At 60.9% G+C, this 14,430-nt stretch carries 13 protein-coding genes; 3 read left to right on the top strand and 10 right to left on the bottom strand.

Annotated elements, in window-relative coordinates:
- Positions 1 to 88 precede the first annotated feature (88 nt).
- Positions 89 to 844 carry a cell division protein ZapD gene (zapD, locus tag PATSB16_RS00175; RefSeq protein WP_047215879.1) on the top strand — a complete coding sequence of 252 codons (756 nt, stop codon included), beginning with the start codon at positions 89 to 91 and terminating at the stop codon, positions 842 to 844.
- Positions 845 to 866: 22 nt separating this feature from the next.
- On the top strand, positions 867 to 1,058 hold the full coding sequence (gene yacG / locus PATSB16_RS00170) for a DNA gyrase inhibitor YacG (protein ID WP_062551246.1): 192 nt from the start codon (positions 867 to 869) through the stop codon (positions 1,056 to 1,058).
- Between the two features lie 24 nt (positions 1,059 to 1,082).
- Here the strand turns inward: yacG and mutT are convergent, their stop codons facing one another.
- From mutT to secA, 4 genes are all read right to left on the bottom strand, one after another.
- Positions 1,083 to 1,526, bottom strand: coding sequence for an 8-oxo-dGTP diphosphatase MutT (mutT, locus tag PATSB16_RS00165; protein WP_047215878.1), 444 nt, complete (start codon positions 1,524 to 1,526; stop codon positions 1,083 to 1,085).
- The gene (locus tag PATSB16_RS00160) at positions 1,523 to 2,410 is read right to left on the bottom strand and encodes an ATP-binding protein (RefSeq protein WP_047215877.1); all 888 of its coding nucleotides are present in this window, start codon (positions 2,408 to 2,410) and stop codon (positions 1,523 to 1,525) included. The genes mutT and PATSB16_RS00160 overlap by 4 nt, the downstream gene beginning before the upstream one ends.
- 40 nt (positions 2,411 to 2,450) lie before the next feature.
- Positions 2,451 to 3,689: a bifunctional glutamate N-acetyltransferase/amino-acid acetyltransferase ArgJ gene (gene argJ / locus PATSB16_RS00155; protein ID WP_047215876.1), complete on the bottom strand. Its 1,239-nt coding sequence runs from the start codon at positions 3,687 to 3,689 to the stop codon at positions 2,451 to 2,453.
- A 71-nt stretch (positions 3,690 to 3,760) separates the two neighbouring features.
- The gene (gene secA, locus PATSB16_RS00150; protein WP_047215875.1) at positions 3,761 to 6,535 is read right to left on the bottom strand and encodes a preprotein translocase subunit SecA; all 2,775 of its coding nucleotides are present in this window, start codon (positions 6,533 to 6,535) and stop codon (positions 3,761 to 3,763) included.
- A gap of 239 nt (positions 6,536 to 6,774) precedes the next feature.
- Between secA and PATSB16_RS00145 the strand changes: the two genes are divergently transcribed.
- Entirely contained in the window at positions 6,775 to 7,236 is a 462-nt protein-coding gene (locus PATSB16_RS00145) for a DciA family protein (protein WP_047215874.1), read from the top strand.
- A gap of 22 nt (positions 7,237 to 7,258) precedes the next feature.
- On the opposite strand, the gene lpxC is transcribed toward PATSB16_RS00145, so the two are convergent.
- From lpxC to murC, 6 genes are all read right to left on the bottom strand, one after another.
- Positions 7,259 to 8,170 carry a UDP-3-O-acyl-N-acetylglucosamine deacetylase gene (gene lpxC / locus PATSB16_RS00140; protein ID WP_047215873.1) on the bottom strand — a complete coding sequence of 304 codons (912 nt, stop codon included), beginning with the start codon at positions 8,168 to 8,170 and terminating at the stop codon, positions 7,259 to 7,261.
- Between the two features lie 522 nt (positions 8,171 to 8,692).
- A complete protein-coding gene (ftsZ, locus tag PATSB16_RS00135; RefSeq protein ID WP_047215872.1) occupies positions 8,693 to 9,880 on the bottom strand; it encodes a cell division protein FtsZ in 1,188 nt (395 codons plus the stop codon).
- 101 nt (positions 9,881 to 9,981) lie between these two features.
- Complete coding sequence (gene ftsA, locus PATSB16_RS00130; RefSeq protein WP_047215871.1) at positions 9,982 to 11,214, bottom strand: cell division protein FtsA; 1,233 nt, start codon at positions 11,212 to 11,214, stop codon at positions 9,982 to 9,984.
- Between the two features lie 22 nt (positions 11,215 to 11,236).
- Positions 11,237 to 12,001 (bottom strand): cell division protein FtsQ/DivIB, encoded by a 765-nt coding sequence (locus tag PATSB16_RS00125; RefSeq protein ID WP_047215870.1) that lies wholly within the window; start codon positions 11,999 to 12,001, stop codon positions 11,237 to 11,239.
- Between the two features lie 21 nt (positions 12,002 to 12,022).
- On the bottom strand, positions 12,023 to 13,006 hold the full coding sequence (locus tag PATSB16_RS00120) for a D-alanine--D-alanine ligase (RefSeq protein WP_083566625.1): 984 nt from the start codon (positions 13,004 to 13,006) through the stop codon (positions 12,023 to 12,025).
- A 1-nt stretch (position 13,007) separates the two neighbouring features.
- Positions 13,008 to 14,429 (bottom strand): UDP-N-acetylmuramate--L-alanine ligase, encoded by a 1,422-nt coding sequence (gene murC, locus PATSB16_RS00115; protein WP_047215869.1) that lies wholly within the window; start codon positions 14,427 to 14,429, stop codon positions 13,008 to 13,010.
- Position 14,430 lies beyond the last annotated feature (1 nt).

Genomic DNA, 14,430 nt, shown 5'->3' with positions numbered 1-14,430 from the left:
GCGACGAATGCGGATTGCACGTGCAAGGATTCCGGCATTAGAATGACGGCATCATAAAAGTGCAGCGATAACCCAAAGGCCAACGCGTTTGATTCTGTACGAATATCCGCTTAACGAACGCATGCGCACGCTGCTGCGGCTGGAGGAGCTGTTCGGGCGATTCGCATTTTTCCTCGACCAGGAACATCCGCTGGAACACCATGCCGCGCTGATGACCCTGTTCGAAATCGCCGACATAGCTGGCCGCTCCGATCTCAAGTCGGAGCTTGCGAAAGAGCTCGAACGGCAGCGTCAGACGCTGATCGCTTATCGCGGCAATCCGGATATCGAGACCAACACGCTCGAAACCCTGCTGGGCGAAGTCGAGCGCTCGCTTGGCAACTTGAATCAGATTCCCGGCAAACCCGGTCAGCATCTGAATGACAACGAGTGGCTCTCCAGCATCCGAAGCCGCTCAGTCATCCCCGGCGGCACCTGTCGGTTCGATTTGCCCTCCTACTACGCTTGGCGACACAACGTGCCCGAACAGCGCCGCGCCGATATCGCAAAATGGATGGCGCCACTCTTGCCGCTGCGCGACGCGCTCACGCTGGTGCTTGGCTTGGCTCGTGAATCCGGGCAAGCCAGCAAGGTGATGGCCCAACAGGGTAGTTACCAGCAAATGCTGACGGGTCGTGTATATCATCTGATGCAGGTTCGCGTGAGCCCCGAACTCGGCATGATTCCCGAAGCCAGCGCCAATAAATATATGCTTTGGGTACGCTTCACGAGCCAGGATGGCGATCTCAAGCCGCGCCCGGTCGACAGCGACGTGCCATTTTTGCTGACCTTGTGTAATCTTTGAGTTTTAACGGTTGAGCTAACCGATGGTCACGACTGTTGCTTGTCCCACTTGCGGGAAAAAGGTGGTGTGGCGAGCCGAAAACCGCTTTCGCCCGTTTTGTTCAGAACGCTGCAAGCAAATCGATCTCGGCGCCTGGGCGACTGAGAAGTACAGCATCCCGGCCGATGCGCCGGAGGATGTACCGGAAGACGAATCCCGCAATCCATTGAACTGAAGCGCCGGTGCCGGGCGCTGCGGCCTAGCTTGTCGCAGCGCGCTCGTCCTGCAACCAGCCCAGCGCCGGCAGCGCGGCCGGCAACAGCGGTGCGAGGTCAACCGGCAACGCCTGCCAAACCAGCGCCTGACCTTCTCGGCCGTGCGGCTCGCCGTGCCACTGCGTGACCTTGCAGAAATGCAGGCGAACATAAGCGTGCGGATAATCGTGCTCCAACACCCGCCAGCGCTCACTGACTTGCACGGTCACGCCCAATTCCTCCTGCAGCTCCCGCGCGAGCGCTTGCTCGACGGTCTCTCCGGCCTCGAGCTTGCCGCCCGGAAACTCCCAATAACCAGCATATGGCTTGCCGGCCGGACGCTGGCCGAGCAAAACTTCGCCGCTGGGCTTGATCAGCACGCCGACCGCGACTTCGGTAATCGGGCGCGCCGCCGCTGACGCCGCAGAAGGCGTGGATGCATTCATCATTCTGAAACAGCCGAAACCAGTGCGCGCTGCTTGCCGGCCCAATCACGCGCGAACTGCCATGCGACCCGACCGGAGCGCGACCCGCGCTCGAGCGCCCAAATCAATGCGTCATGCCGTGCGGCCGGTATGTCGGCCTCAAGGCAGCCGAAATGCTGCAGCCAATGAGCGACGATCGCCAGATAATCGTCTTGCTTGAACGGATAGAAACTGACCCACAGACCGAAACGCTCCGACAGGGAAATCTTTTCCTCGATCACTTCCCCCGGGTGAATCTCCCCGTCGTCGGTATGGCGATAGCTTTCGTTATCACGCATGTATTCGGGAAGCAAATGTCGGCGATTGGATGTCGCGTAGATCAGCACATTGTCCGACTGCGCGGAGATCGACCCGTCCAGCGCTGTCTTCAGCGCCTTGTAGCCGGACTCGCCCTCTTCGAACGACAGATCGTCGCAAAATACGATGAAGCGCTCCGGCCGCCCCGCGATCAGATCCACGATATCACCGAGATCGACCAGATCGTCCTTGTCGACTTCGATCAGGCGCAGTCCCTCGCTCGCATGCGCATTCAAACAAGCCTTGATGAGCGAGGACTTGCCTGTGCCGCGCGCGCCGGTCAGCAAAACATTATTGGCAGGCTGCCCGCGAACGAACTGATGCGTGTTCTGCTCGATCAATTCTTTCTGTCGATCGATGTTCTGCAGGTCGGTCAGTGCGATCTGCGAGACGTTCATCACCGGCTGCAAATAGCCGCGCCCCTGCTTCTTGCGCCAGCGAAACGCAACGGCGCGTGACCAGTCGACCTCCGGCACGGCCGGCGGCAGCATTGCTTCGAGGCGCGCCATCAACGCATCGGCGCGTTCCAAAAACCGCTCGAGATTATCCATGTGTGGTGCCCCATGCGGCATCCGTCGGACGCCGCCAAGCTCAGGATCGATAGTCCGCGTTGATGCTCACGTAATCGTGCGAAAGGTCGCAAGTCCAGATCGTCGCCTCGGCCGAGCCGCGGCCGAGCACCACGCGCACCTTGATCTCGCTTTGCTTCATCACCCGTTGTCCGTCTTCTTCGCGGTAGTCGGGGTGTCGTCCGCCCTGGCGCGCCACCCAGACATCATCCAGGTAAAGATCGATTTTGCTGACATCGAGATCGCCGACCCCCGCGTATCCGATCGCCGCGAGAATCCGCCCAAGATTGGGATCCGAAGCATAGAACGCTGTTTTCACCAGCGGCGAATGACCGATGGCATAGGCAATCTTGCGGCACTCCTCGACGTCGCGCCCCTGCTCGACAGCGACGGTCATGAATTTGGTCGCGCCTTCGCCGTCGCGCACGATCAACTGCGCGAGTTCCTGCGACAGGGCCGTCACCGCATCGCGCAGCGCAAGATATTCGGTCGACGTCGCGTCGGTGATTTCGGGCAATTCGGTCTGCCCGGTGGCGACAACCATGAAGGCGTCGTTGGTCGAGGTATCGCCATCGATCGTAATCGAATTGAAGGAGCGGTCGGCGGCATACTTGACCAGCGCGTCAAGCGCAGCTTGCGCAACCTTGGCATTGAGAGCCATAAAGCCCAGCATGGTCGCCATATTCGGGCGAATCATGCCCGCGCCCTTGCTGATACCGGTCAGGGTAATCGCGTGTCCTCCGATCGTCACCGTGCGCGACGCAGCCTTGGGCTGCGTATCGGTGGTCATGATGGCTTGTGCGGCCTCATACCAATGCCCGGCTCCGAGATTCGCGATCGCATGGGGCAAGCCTGCAACCAACCGGTCGATCGGCAGAGGCTCGAGAATCACGCCAGTGGAAAACGGCAGCACTTGCTCGGGCGCGACACCCAGCAGTTGCGACAGCGCATCGCACGTCCGTCGGGCGTTGGCCAGTCCCTCGGCTCCCGTACCGGCGTTGGCATTGCCAGTGTTGACAACCAGCGCACGGACGCCCTGCCCCGCCGCTGCCTGCGCGAGATGCGCCTTGCTCACCGTGACCGGCGCGGCACAAAAGCGATTGGTGGTAAACACGCCCCCGACGCGGCTGCCGGGCGCCAGGCGCATGACCAGCAGATCCTTACGCCCGGGTTTGCGTATGTTGGCTTCCGCCCAGCCTAACTCAACCCCCGGAACGGGGCTCAGGTGCGCCGGATCGATGGTAGGAAAATTGACGGCCATGGTGATTTCGATAGCTCGCAGAAAATTCGGTGGAAATGACAAGGCGCGCCATCTCGCGCGCCCAACCCTGCTTAACCCAACTTACCGTGGCAATGCTTATATTTCTTGCCGCTGCCGCACGGACAAGGATCGTTGCGTCCGACTTTCGGCCCCATATGCCGAATCGGCTGCACGGCCGCTTGAGGCCGCTCGGATCCTTCACCGCCCGCGTCGTCAGCCCCTTCGAGTTCGGCTGCTTCGGCGTGCTTGAATTCGACATTTTCCAGATGGCTGACACTCTCCTCGAACTGCTCGGATGCCTCTTCGAGCTCTTCAGCCGACTGGATGCGCACATTCATGATGATGCGCGTGACTTCGAGCTTGATGCCTTCAAGCAATTGCGAGAACAGTTCGAACGCTTCGCGCTTGTATTCCTGCTTGGGATCCTTTTGCGCGTAGCCGCGCAAATGAATACCCTGGCGCAAGTGATCGAGCGCCGCCAAATGCTCTCGCCAATACGAATCGAGGTTCTGCAGCATCACCGAGCGTTCAAAGCCTGAGAAGGCCTCCCGCCCAACCTGCTCCACCTTGGCTTGATAGGCGGCTTCGGCCGCTTGCACGACCTCCTGGCGCAACGCTTCTTCATCGACACTGTCCGCCTGCTCGACGCGCTGGGCAATCGGCAGCTCGACCTGCCATTCGTCCCGCAGCACGGCCTCCAGCCCTGGCAGGTCCCATTGCTCCTCGACACTGCCCACCGGAATGTGCGTCTGCGCAATGTCATGAAAGACACTTTGCCGCATTGCCCGAACGGTTTCGGAAATGTCGGTCGCAGCCAGCAACTCATTACGCTGCTGGTAAATCACCTTGCGCTGATCGTTGGCGACGTCATCGTACTCGAGCAATTGCTTGCGAATGTCGAAATTGCGGGCTTCGACCTTGCGTTGCGCCGACTCGATCGAGCGGGTCACCATGCCGGCCTCGATCGCTTCGCCCTCCGGCATCTTCAGGCGCTCCATGATGGCACGCACGCGGTCGCCAGCGAAAATGCGCAACAGCGGATCTTCCAGCGACAGGTAAAAGCGCGAGGAGCCCGGATCGCCCTGGCGTCCCGAGCGGCCACGCAACTGATTGTCGATACGACGCGACTCGTGCCGCTCGGTGCCGATGATGTGCAGTCCCCCGGCAGCCTTGACCTGCTCGTGCAGCCCTTGCCATTCGTCCTGCAGTTGCTGGATGCGGCGCTGCTTTTCGTCCTCCGGCAGCGCGCTGTCTGCCTCGATCAATGCCGCCTGTCGCTCGACGCTGCCGCCCAGGACGATATCGGTACCCCGACCCGCCATGTTGGTGGCGATCGTGACCATTTTGGGACGCCCTGCCTGCGCGACGATTTCTGCCTCACGCGCATGCTGCTTGGCATTGAGAACCTGATGCGGCAGCTTTTCTTTGTTCAGCAGATCCGACAGATATTCGGAGCTTTCGATGGATGTCGTGCCCACCAGCACCGGCTGCCCGCGCTCGTAGCAATCGCGGATATCCTTGATCACGGCGTCGTAGCGCTCTTTCGACGTCTTGTAGATCTGATCCTGCCGGTCGATACGTTGTGGCGGCCGGTTGGTCGGGATGACTACAGTTTCCAGCCGGTAAATTTCGTTGAATTCATATGCCTCGGTGTCGGCCGTGCCGGTCATGCCGGCGAGCTTGCTGTACATCCGGAAATAATTCTGGAAGGTCACCGACGCGAGCGTCTGATTTTCGTGCTGGATGGTCACGCGCTCCTTCGCCTCGACCGCCTGGTGCAGCCCTTCCGACCAGCGCCGCCCGGCCATCAGACGCCCGGTGAATTCGTCGACGATGACGATCTCGTCGTTTTGCACCACATAATGCTGGTCGCGATGGAACAGGGTATGCGCGCGCAACGCCGCATAGACATGATGCATCAGCGTGATGTTTTGTGCCGCGTAAAGGCTGTCGCCTTCGTTGATCAAGCCCCATTCGGCGAGAATCCGCTCAGCCTTTTCGTGACCGCTTTCGGTCAGGAACACTTGCCGGGCTTTTTCGTCGAGCGTGTAGTCGCCCGGTTTTTCGACACCGGTCCCGTCAGCCTTTTCCTCCCCGATCTGGCGCTCCAGATAAGCCGGCAGCGCATCCATTTTCACGTACAGATCGGTATGGTCTTCAGCCTGGCCCGAGATGATAAGCGGCGTTCTCGCCTCATCGATCAGAATCGAGTCGACCTCGTCGACGATCGCGAAATTCAGGCTGCGCTGAACTCGCTGCGAGATCTCGTAGACCATGTTGTCGCGCAGATAATCGAAACCGTATTCGTTGTTGGTCCCGTAAGTGATGTCTGCGGCGTAGGCCTCCTGCTTTTGCGCGTGCGGCATTTGCGACAAATTGATGCCGACCGACAAGCCGAGGAAGTTGTACAGTCGCGCCATCCATTCCGCATCGCGCTGGGCCAGATAGTCGTTGACGGTAACCACGTGAACGCCCTTGCCCGACAATGCATTGAGGTAAGCCGGCAAAGTCGCCACCAGCGTTTTCCCTTCGCCGGTACGCATTTCCGCGATCTTGCCGTAATGCAACACCATGCCGCCGATCAACTGGACGTCGAAATGGCGCATCTTGAGCACACGCTTGCCGGCCTCGCGACAAACCGCAAACGCTTCGGGCAGCAACTGATCGAGTGACTCGCCCTGACTCACGCGTCCCTTGAATTCGTCAGTCTTGGCTCGCAATTGCTCGTCGCTGAGCTTGGCCATCGCGGGTTCGAGCGCATTAATGGCGGCGACGGTTTTCTGATATTGCTTGATCAACCGCTGGTTGCGGCTGCCGAATATTTTTTTGAGTAGACCGGAAGTCATCGGATCGCAGGATAAAGGAAACGGCGTTCAGCACCGCCGGGCGCACTGATCACGCCCCGGCAGGATGCCAACATCGAAAAAAGTGATTCTAGCATGCGCACTTGTGGCGCCCGCGCCGTATAGACAGCGAAGGCCGGGTGACAAATCCCCGCAAAACGTAAGAATATTCCGAGTGATTGCGTCAACAGGTGAAGCGTCGCCCCGCTACAATACGAGGTCAATGCTATCCACCGCGCCTCATGAAATCTTCCCGCTCCCGGGCTCGCCCACTGTCCGACCTGCTCTCCCAAACAGAAGCGGCGGGCTCATTGATGGCGACGGCACGGCAACTGGCGCAACTCGAACGGGATTTGCGGCGGCTCCTGCCGCCAGCGCTGGCGGCCAATGTGACCGTCGTTCCGCCGCGGGAAGGGACCGTGGTTTTGCTCGTCGCTCATAACGCGCTGGCGGCCCGCCTGCGGCAACAGGCGCCAAGCCTTTTGGATCGGCTGCGTCAGAAGGGCTGGCAACTCGAGGCAGTGCGCATTCGAGTCAGCCTGAAGAAAATCGAGGAGCCGGCCAAGCCCGTCAAGGAGGCGCATTTGAGCCGGCAGGGGTTGAGCAGTTTGCGGGCGTTGCGAGATACGCTACCAGCCTCGCCACTACGCGATGCGCTGGACAAACTCGTTACCCACCACTCGCCCACGGGCCACCGCAAGTAGCGGCACCGGACAGACAGCGAGTTCAGGCGAAGGCCGATTGAGGCTCGAACAGAAAGCCGCGCGGCGCATCCTTGAGCTCGAACGTTACCGTCTCGTAGGCCTGCCGTGCGAGCAACTCGCGGAGCAACGCATTGTTGAGCGCGTGCCCTGACTTGTATGCCGTATAAGAGGCCAGCAACGGATGCCCAACCACGTAAAGGTCGCCAATCGCGTCGAGCATCTTATGTTTGACGAATTCGTCGTCGTAGCGCAGTCCATCGTTGTTCAGGATGCGGTATTCGTCCAGCACGATGGCGTTGTCCATGCTGCCACCGCGCGCCAGACCCAACTCGCGCAGCATCTCCACCTCATGGGCAAAGCCGAAGGTGCGTGCGCGCGCGATTTCCTTGACGTAGGAAGTGTTCGCAAAATCAATTTCCAGCTCCTGCCCCGTGCGGTCGACGGCGGGGTGGCGGAAATCGATGGTGAATTTGAGTTTGAAGCCGGCATACGGGTCGAACCGGGCAAATTTGTCCCCGTCTCGCACTTCGACCGGCTTGGTCACGCGAAGGAATTTCTTGAGCGCATTCTGCTCTTCGATACCAGCGGACTGAATCAAAAATACGAATGTAGCGGCACTGCCATCCATGATCGGAATTTCTTCCGCCGTGACATCGACGTAGAGATTATCGATGCCAAGACCGGCGCAGGCCGACATCAGATGCTCCACCGTCGAGACGCGCGCGCCATCCTTCTGCAACACCGACGCCAGGCGCGTGTCGCCCACCGCGGATGCCATTGCCGGGATCTCCACGGGCTCGGGCAAATCGGTGCGGCAAAACACGATGCCGGTGTCCGGCGCTGCCGGACGCAAGGTCAACTGCACTTTGCGTCCAGAGTGCAAACCGATGCCGACCGTCTTGGCGATAGATTTAATGGTGCGCTGCTTCAACATTCGATTAATTAAAACTATTATTATTTGAGTATGATAGATAGGATTATATCAGAATCCTTGTCAAGTTGTGGTTTACCAAAAGCAACGTATGTAACGATAAGTTGACGCCGTCCCGAGGCAAATCCTGGGGACGGTGCACCAGCAGCAACGACGGAGGCATGTCGCTGCTGCTGGTCATCATGCTATGCACCACGCCCCGGCACTGCGGGCATCCGGACACAACATTACAAGGCTGACGCCGGCCCATGACGTCACGAATACGAGCCCTGCCCAGCACCGCCAAACCGCACTGCGTACCCGGCGCATTGCGGACGACTCCCCGGTGAGACAGCTTGCCTGGTCTTACGGCAAACCAAGGTCACCGACACGGCGATAGGCAAATCCGACTGCTCCGCTCTTCAGCGCTACCGCTTCATTGCTGGCAAGCGTTGCCGAAGACAGTTCAGCCACGGCACATTCTGGGTGCCGACTCGACTTCATTCCGTCAGATGGCGCGCGAGCGCCCTCCAACGCGCAGCTGGATCAGTCCGCCTGCTTGCGCAGAAACGCCGGGATGTCGTAAGTATCGACCCCTTTGTCCTGCAACGCCGCCACATGTGCCGACGCCGTTTCGCGCGAACTACGCCACACCGCCGGGGTATCCAGCGCGCCGTAATCGGTCGTGCTGCCGCCGTAGGTAGTGCCATGGTGCGCCGCAACCGGCATATTGTCGGTACCGGTTTTGAGCAGCGTCATCGGTGCGGCCGCCTTTTTCGAAGCCGCACGGCCCAACCCGGTCGCCACCACGGTCACACGCAGCGCGTCACCCATCTTGTCGTCGTACACGGTACCGAAGATCACGGTGGCATCTTCGGCCGCATAGCTCTTGATGGTGTTCATGACTTCACGCGTTTCGGACAGACGCAGCGAACGCGAAGCGGTGATATTGACCAGCACGCCGCGCGCACCGGACAGATCGACGCCTTCGAGCAGCGGGCTGGCCACGGCCTGCTCGGCCGCCAGGCGGGCACGATCGACACCAGCAACGGTGGCGGTCCCCATCATGGCCTTGCCTTGCTCGCCCATCACCGTCTTCACATCTTCAAAGTCGACGTTGACCAACCCGTCGACATTGATGATCTCAGCGATGCCGGCTACCGCGTTATGCAACACGTCGTCGGCGCACTGGAAGCACTTGTCCATTTCCGCGTCGTCGCCCATCACGTCGAACAGGCGATCGTTCAAAACCACGATCAGGGAGTCGACACTGTTCTCCAGGTCCTGCGCACCGGTCTCGGCCACACGCATCCGCTTGCCGCCCTCGAATTCGAACGGCTTGGAAACCACCCCGACGGTCAGGATACCCATCTCCTTGGCGACCTGAGCCACGACCGGCGCGGCGCCGGTGCCGGTGCCGCCACCCATGCCTGCGGTGATGAACACCATGTGCGCGCCACGCAGCGCGTCGGCCACGCGCTCGCGCGCCTCTTCGGCTGCAGCGCGGCCCATTTCGGGTTTGGCGCCCGCACCCAGGCCGGTTTTACCCAGCTGAATGCAGATCTCCGCCTTGGAGCGGCCCAGCGCCTGCGCGTCAGTGTTCATCGCGATGAACTCCACGCCTTGCACGCCGCGGTTGATCATATGCTGAACGGCATTGCCGCCAGCGCCACCAACACCCACCACCTTGATCACGGTGCCGTTGGTTTCAGTTTCCAACATCTCGAAGTCCATACTGCCTCCAGTAAAAAAATGTAGATACCTCATCGAAGCTCTATGGCGTCGGGCATTACGCCGCAAACCTCGTTGCTCTCTCTACGCTCCACAAAAAACACTCAAAAATTGCTGAAAAACCAGTCCCGCATCCGCTGCCAGACCTGCTTCGCATTGCCGGACTGCACTGACACCTTGCGTCCGCGCATGCGCTGCGAGCGTGCCTCCAGCAGCAGCCCCATGGCAGTCGCATAGCGCGGGCTGCGCACGACGTCGGCCAGACCGCCGGAATACTCCGGCACGCCGACGCGCACCGGCTTCAGGAAAATGTCTTCTCCCAGCTCGACCATGCCGGGCATCATCGCCGCGCCGCCGGTGAGCACCACGCCGGAGGACAGCAACTCTTCATAGCCGGATTCGCGCACGACCTGTTGAACGAGCGAAAAGAGCTCCTCGACGCGCGGCTCGATCACCGCCGCCAGGGCTTGCCGCGACAGTGTGCGCGGCCCACGCTCGCCCAATCCCGGCACTTCGATCATTTCGTCCGGATCGGCCAACGCCTGCTTGGCGATGCCGTGCTGGATCTTGATGTCTTCGGCGTCGGGCGTCGGTGTGCGCACGGCCATCGCGATATCGCTGGTGATCTGGTCGCCGGCGATCGGTATCACCGCGGTATGCCGAATCGCGCCTTCGCCAAAAATGGCGATATCGGTGGTGCCGCCGCCGATGTCGATCAGCACGACGCCGAGTTCCTTTTCGTCCTCGGTCAGCACCGCCATGCTCGATGCCAGCGGCTGCAGCACCAGGTCGTTGACTTCCAGACCGCAACGGCGCACGCACTTGACGATGTTCTGTGCGGCCGACACAGCGCCGGTCACGATATGCACTTTGACTTCGAGACGAATGCCGCTCATGCCGATCGGCTCACGCACGTCCTCCTGGCCGTCGATGATGAATTCCTGGGTCAGGATGTGCAGCACTTGCTGGTCGGTCGGGATATTGATGGCCTTGGCGGTCTCGATGACGCGAGCCACGTCGGGCTGCGTGACCTCCTTGTCCTTGATCGCCACCATGCCGCTCGAATTGAAGCTGCGGATGTGGCTGCCGGCGATTCCGGTAAACACATTGGTAATCTTGCAGTCGGCCATCAATTCGGCTTCTTCGAGCGCCCGCTGGATCGATTGCACGGTCGCCTCGATATTGACGACCACGCCTTTTTTCAACCCCTTGGATTCGCTCTGTCCAAGACCGATGACCTCGTAGTGCCCTTCAGCCTGAAGTTCGGCGACCACCGCCACGATCTTCGTCGTGCCAATGTCCAGGGCCACCAACAAATCCTTGTAATCTTTGCTCATAGCGTGTGTACGTCCCGAAGTCTCAATTACTCTGCTGCTGCGCTGATTTGTCATTCAAAAACTGCATTCCGGCGGCGCGAATCGCGAACCCGTTGGGGTAACGCAAATCGACGTACTCGATCTGATTTCCCCAACGTGCGGCCACCTGCGGATACGCTTCGACCAGCCGCTGGCAACGCAGCGCCAGCGTGTTGTCGCCACGCTCCCGCCCCAGGCGCACCTGCATGCCGCCCGACAACCGCAGCGACCACGCGTACCGCGCCGACAAGGTCACTGACTCGGGCTTCATGTGGAGCGGCGCGAACCATTTGACGAAATCGTAATAACGCGACGTCACTTCCTTTTCGCTGCCCGGCGGCCCGGAGAACTCTGGCAGCTTGCCGTGCTCCTCCGCTTCGGCCAGATTGGCCGCGAACAGTTCGCCGTCCACACTCACCAGTTGGCCATCGCCCCACGTCGCCAGCGGCTGGTATTCCTGGAAGCTCACCGCAAGCTGGTTGGGCCAGACGCGCCGCACGCTTGCGTGACGCACCCATGGCACCGTTTCGAACGCCCGCTGCGCGGCATCCAAATCGATCGTAAAAAAGTTGCCGCGCAGTTGCGACACCGCATCGGCCCGAACAGTTGCCGCGTTGATGTGATCGGCATTGCCATCGATCACTACCGCGCGCAGCGCAAACATCGGCCTTTGCATCAGCCAGCGCGCGCCTACCGCGAGCGCAGCCAGCATGCTCAACGCAATCAGCGTATTGGCGAGCATGTTGAGCAAGCGGACGTTGTGCCACATAGCGACTTCGGGTTCCTTTCTTTATTCCGGTTTCCACTGGTCGGTGGGATGCAGATCCAGGGTTGCGGTACTCAATATTTCCAGCACGAGATCCTCATAGCTCAGGCCGGTTGCTCGTGCCGACATCGGCACCAGCGAATGCCCGGTCATGCCGGGTGATGTGTTGATCTCCAGTAAATAGGGTTTGTTGTCGCGCTTGCGCAGCATCACATCGGCACGCCCCCATCCACGGCACCCCAGCACAAGGTAGGCGCGCAGCACCAGCCGCTGCACTTCCTCCTGGAGCGAGACTGGCAACGCGGGTGGGCACTCGTAGCGGGTCTCGTCGGTAAAGTACTTGTTCTGGTAGTCGTAATTGGCATCGGGCGCGACGATGCGAATCACCGGCAGGGCACGCGCTGCGCCCGCCCCGCGCGTGCCGATGCCAAGCACCGGCACGGTCAATTCGTCGCCGTCGATGAACTCCTCGGCCAGTACATCGCCGTCCAGGCGCGCCGCCTTCTCATATGCCGCCGGCAATTGCGAAACGTCCGTGACCTTGGTCAGGCCAATGGTCGAGCCTTCGCGCGACGGTTTGACGATCAGCGGGAAACCCAGATCACGCCCGACCGCCTGCCAGTCGCTGTCGGCCTTGAGCATGACGAAGCGAGGCGTCGACAGGCCTTCGTGCAGCCAGATCCGCTTGGTCATTTCCTTGTCCATCGCCAACGCCGACGCCAGCACGCCGCTGCCCGTGTAGGGCACTCCCAGATGTTCCAACGCGCCTTGCATCGTGCCGTCTTCACCGAAGCGGCCATGCAGCGCGATGAATACCCGATCGAATTTCTGGGCTGCCAATTCGGCCAGACTGCGCGTGCCGGTATCGAATTCGTGAGCGTCCACGCCGCGCGAGCGCAACGCGTCCAACACCCCTTTTCCGGATATCAACGAGATCTCACGCTCGGCCGAGCGCCCGCCCATCAGGACGCCCACTTTGCCGAATCGCTTTGGATCGAATGCGCTCACTTCAAACTCCCTGCTGCTCAATCAATTTGGCGGGCACCAGGCCGATCGAGCCGGCACCCATCGTAATCACCACGTCGCCATTGCGCGCCGTGGAAAGTATGGCGTCGGGCAATGCCGCAACATCCTCGACAAACACCGGTTCGACCTTGCCGGCGACCCGTATCGCGCGAGCCAGCGCCCGGCCGTCGGCGGCCACGATCGGCGTCTCCCCCGCGGCGTACACCTCTGCCAGAATCAGGGCGTCGACGCTCGACAGCACGCGCACGAAATCCTCGAAGCAATCACGTGTGCGCGTATAGCGATGCGGCTGAAATGCCAGCAGCAGGCGCCGGTCGGGAAATGCGCCGCGCGCGGCCGCCAGGGTTGCCTCCATTTCGACCGGGTGATGCCCGTAATCGTCGACCAGCGTCGCGTACCCGCCGCCGCTGCTCTTGGGCAACTCAAGTTCGCCATAGCGCTGGAAGCGCCGCCCGACGCCGTTGAATTCGGCCAGCGCCGTGCGAATCGCCTCGTCCGGCACCTCCAGTTCCGTCGCGATCGCAATCGCGGCCAGCGCGTTCTGCACGTTATGGCGACCCGGCAGGTTCAGCACGATGTCGAGCGGCGGGTACTGTCCGTTGCCGTTCAGATTGAAGTGACGCAGGACAGTGAACTCCATGCGCCCGCCTACCGCTCGCACGTCGACAGCCCGCACTTGAGCGTCCTCGGCGAAGCCGTATCGGATGATCGGCTTGGAGACGAACGGCAGAATTTCGCGCACGTTGGCGTCGTCGATGCAGAGCACCGCGATGCCATAGAACGGCAGACGTTGCGTAAAGGCGATGAACGACTGTTTGAGCCGGGCGAAGTCGTGGCCATAGGTGTCCATGTGATCGGCATCGATGTTGGTGATGACTTCGATCACGGGAAACAGATTGAGGAACGAGGCATCCGACTCATCCGCCTCGACCACGATAAAGTCACCGGTACCGAGCTTGGCGTTGGCACCGGCACTGTTCAGGCGCCCGCCGATGACAAACGTGGGATCGAGTCCGCCCTGCGCCAGCACGCTGGCGACCAGGCTCGTGGTGGTCGTCTTGCCGTGGGTGCCCGCAATGGCGACCCCCTGTTTCAGGCGCATCAGTTCCGCGAGCATGACCGCGCGCGGCACGATCGGAATTCGCTTGGCGCGACCCGCCAGAACTTCCGGGTTGTCGGCGGCAATCGCGGTAGACACCACGATCGCATCCGCGCCTTGAACGTTTTCGGCCGCATGCCCTTGCATCACTCGCGCGCCGAGTGCCACCAACCGCTGCGTCGTCGCGTTGTTGCCGAGATCGGAGCCGCTTACGCGATAGCCGAGATTGAGCAGCACCTCGGCGATGCCGCTCATGCCCGCGCCGCCGATGCCGACAAAGTGAATATTTTTGACGATATGTTTCATG

This window comes from Pandoraea thiooxydans (assembly GCF_001931675.1).
Classification (GTDB): Bacteria; Pseudomonadota; Gammaproteobacteria; order Burkholderiales; family Burkholderiaceae; genus Pandoraea; species Pandoraea thiooxydans.
The sequence above is the reverse complement of the archived record's forward strand: the minus strand, read 5'-3'. Positions and strand labels throughout refer to the sequence as shown.

Bases quoted from the DNA above. Each gene is read 5' to 3' on its own strand.
- yacG (WP_062551246.1), top strand. From the start codon at position 867: ATGGTCACGACTGTTGCTTGTCCCACTTGCGGGAAAAAGGTGGTGTGG.
- mutT (WP_047215878.1), bottom strand. From the start codon at position 1,526: ATGATGAATGCATCCACGCCTTCTGCGGCGTCAGCGGCGGCGCGCCCG.
- PATSB16_RS00160 (WP_047215877.1), bottom strand. From the start codon at position 2,410: ATGGATAATCTCGAGCGGTTTTTGGAACGCGCCGATGCGTTGATGGCG.
- argJ (WP_047215876.1), bottom strand. From the start codon at position 3,689: ATGGCCGTCAATTTTCCTACCATCGATCCGGCGCACCTGAGCCCCGTT.
- secA (WP_047215875.1), bottom strand. From the start codon at position 6,535: ATGACTTCCGGTCTACTCAAAAAAATATTCGGCAGCCGCAACCAGCGG.
- PATSB16_RS00145 (WP_047215874.1), top strand. From the start codon at position 6,775: ATGAAATCTTCCCGCTCCCGGGCTCGCCCACTGTCCGACCTGCTCTCC.
- lpxC (WP_047215873.1), bottom strand. From the start codon at position 8,170: ATGTTGAAGCAGCGCACCATTAAATCTATCGCCAAGACGGTCGGCATC.
- ftsZ (WP_047215872.1), bottom strand. From the start codon at position 9,880: ATGGACTTCGAGATGTTGGAAACTGAAACCAACGGCACCGTGATCAAG.
- ftsA (WP_047215871.1), bottom strand. From the start codon at position 11,214: ATGAGCAAAGATTACAAGGATTTGTTGGTGGCCCTGGACATTGGCACG.
- PATSB16_RS00125 (WP_047215870.1), bottom strand. From the start codon at position 12,001: ATGTGGCACAACGTCCGCTTGCTCAACATGCTCGCCAATACGCTGATT.
- murC (WP_047215869.1), bottom strand. From the start codon at position 14,429: ATGAAACATATCGTCAAAAATATTCACTTTGTCGGCATCGGCGGCGCG.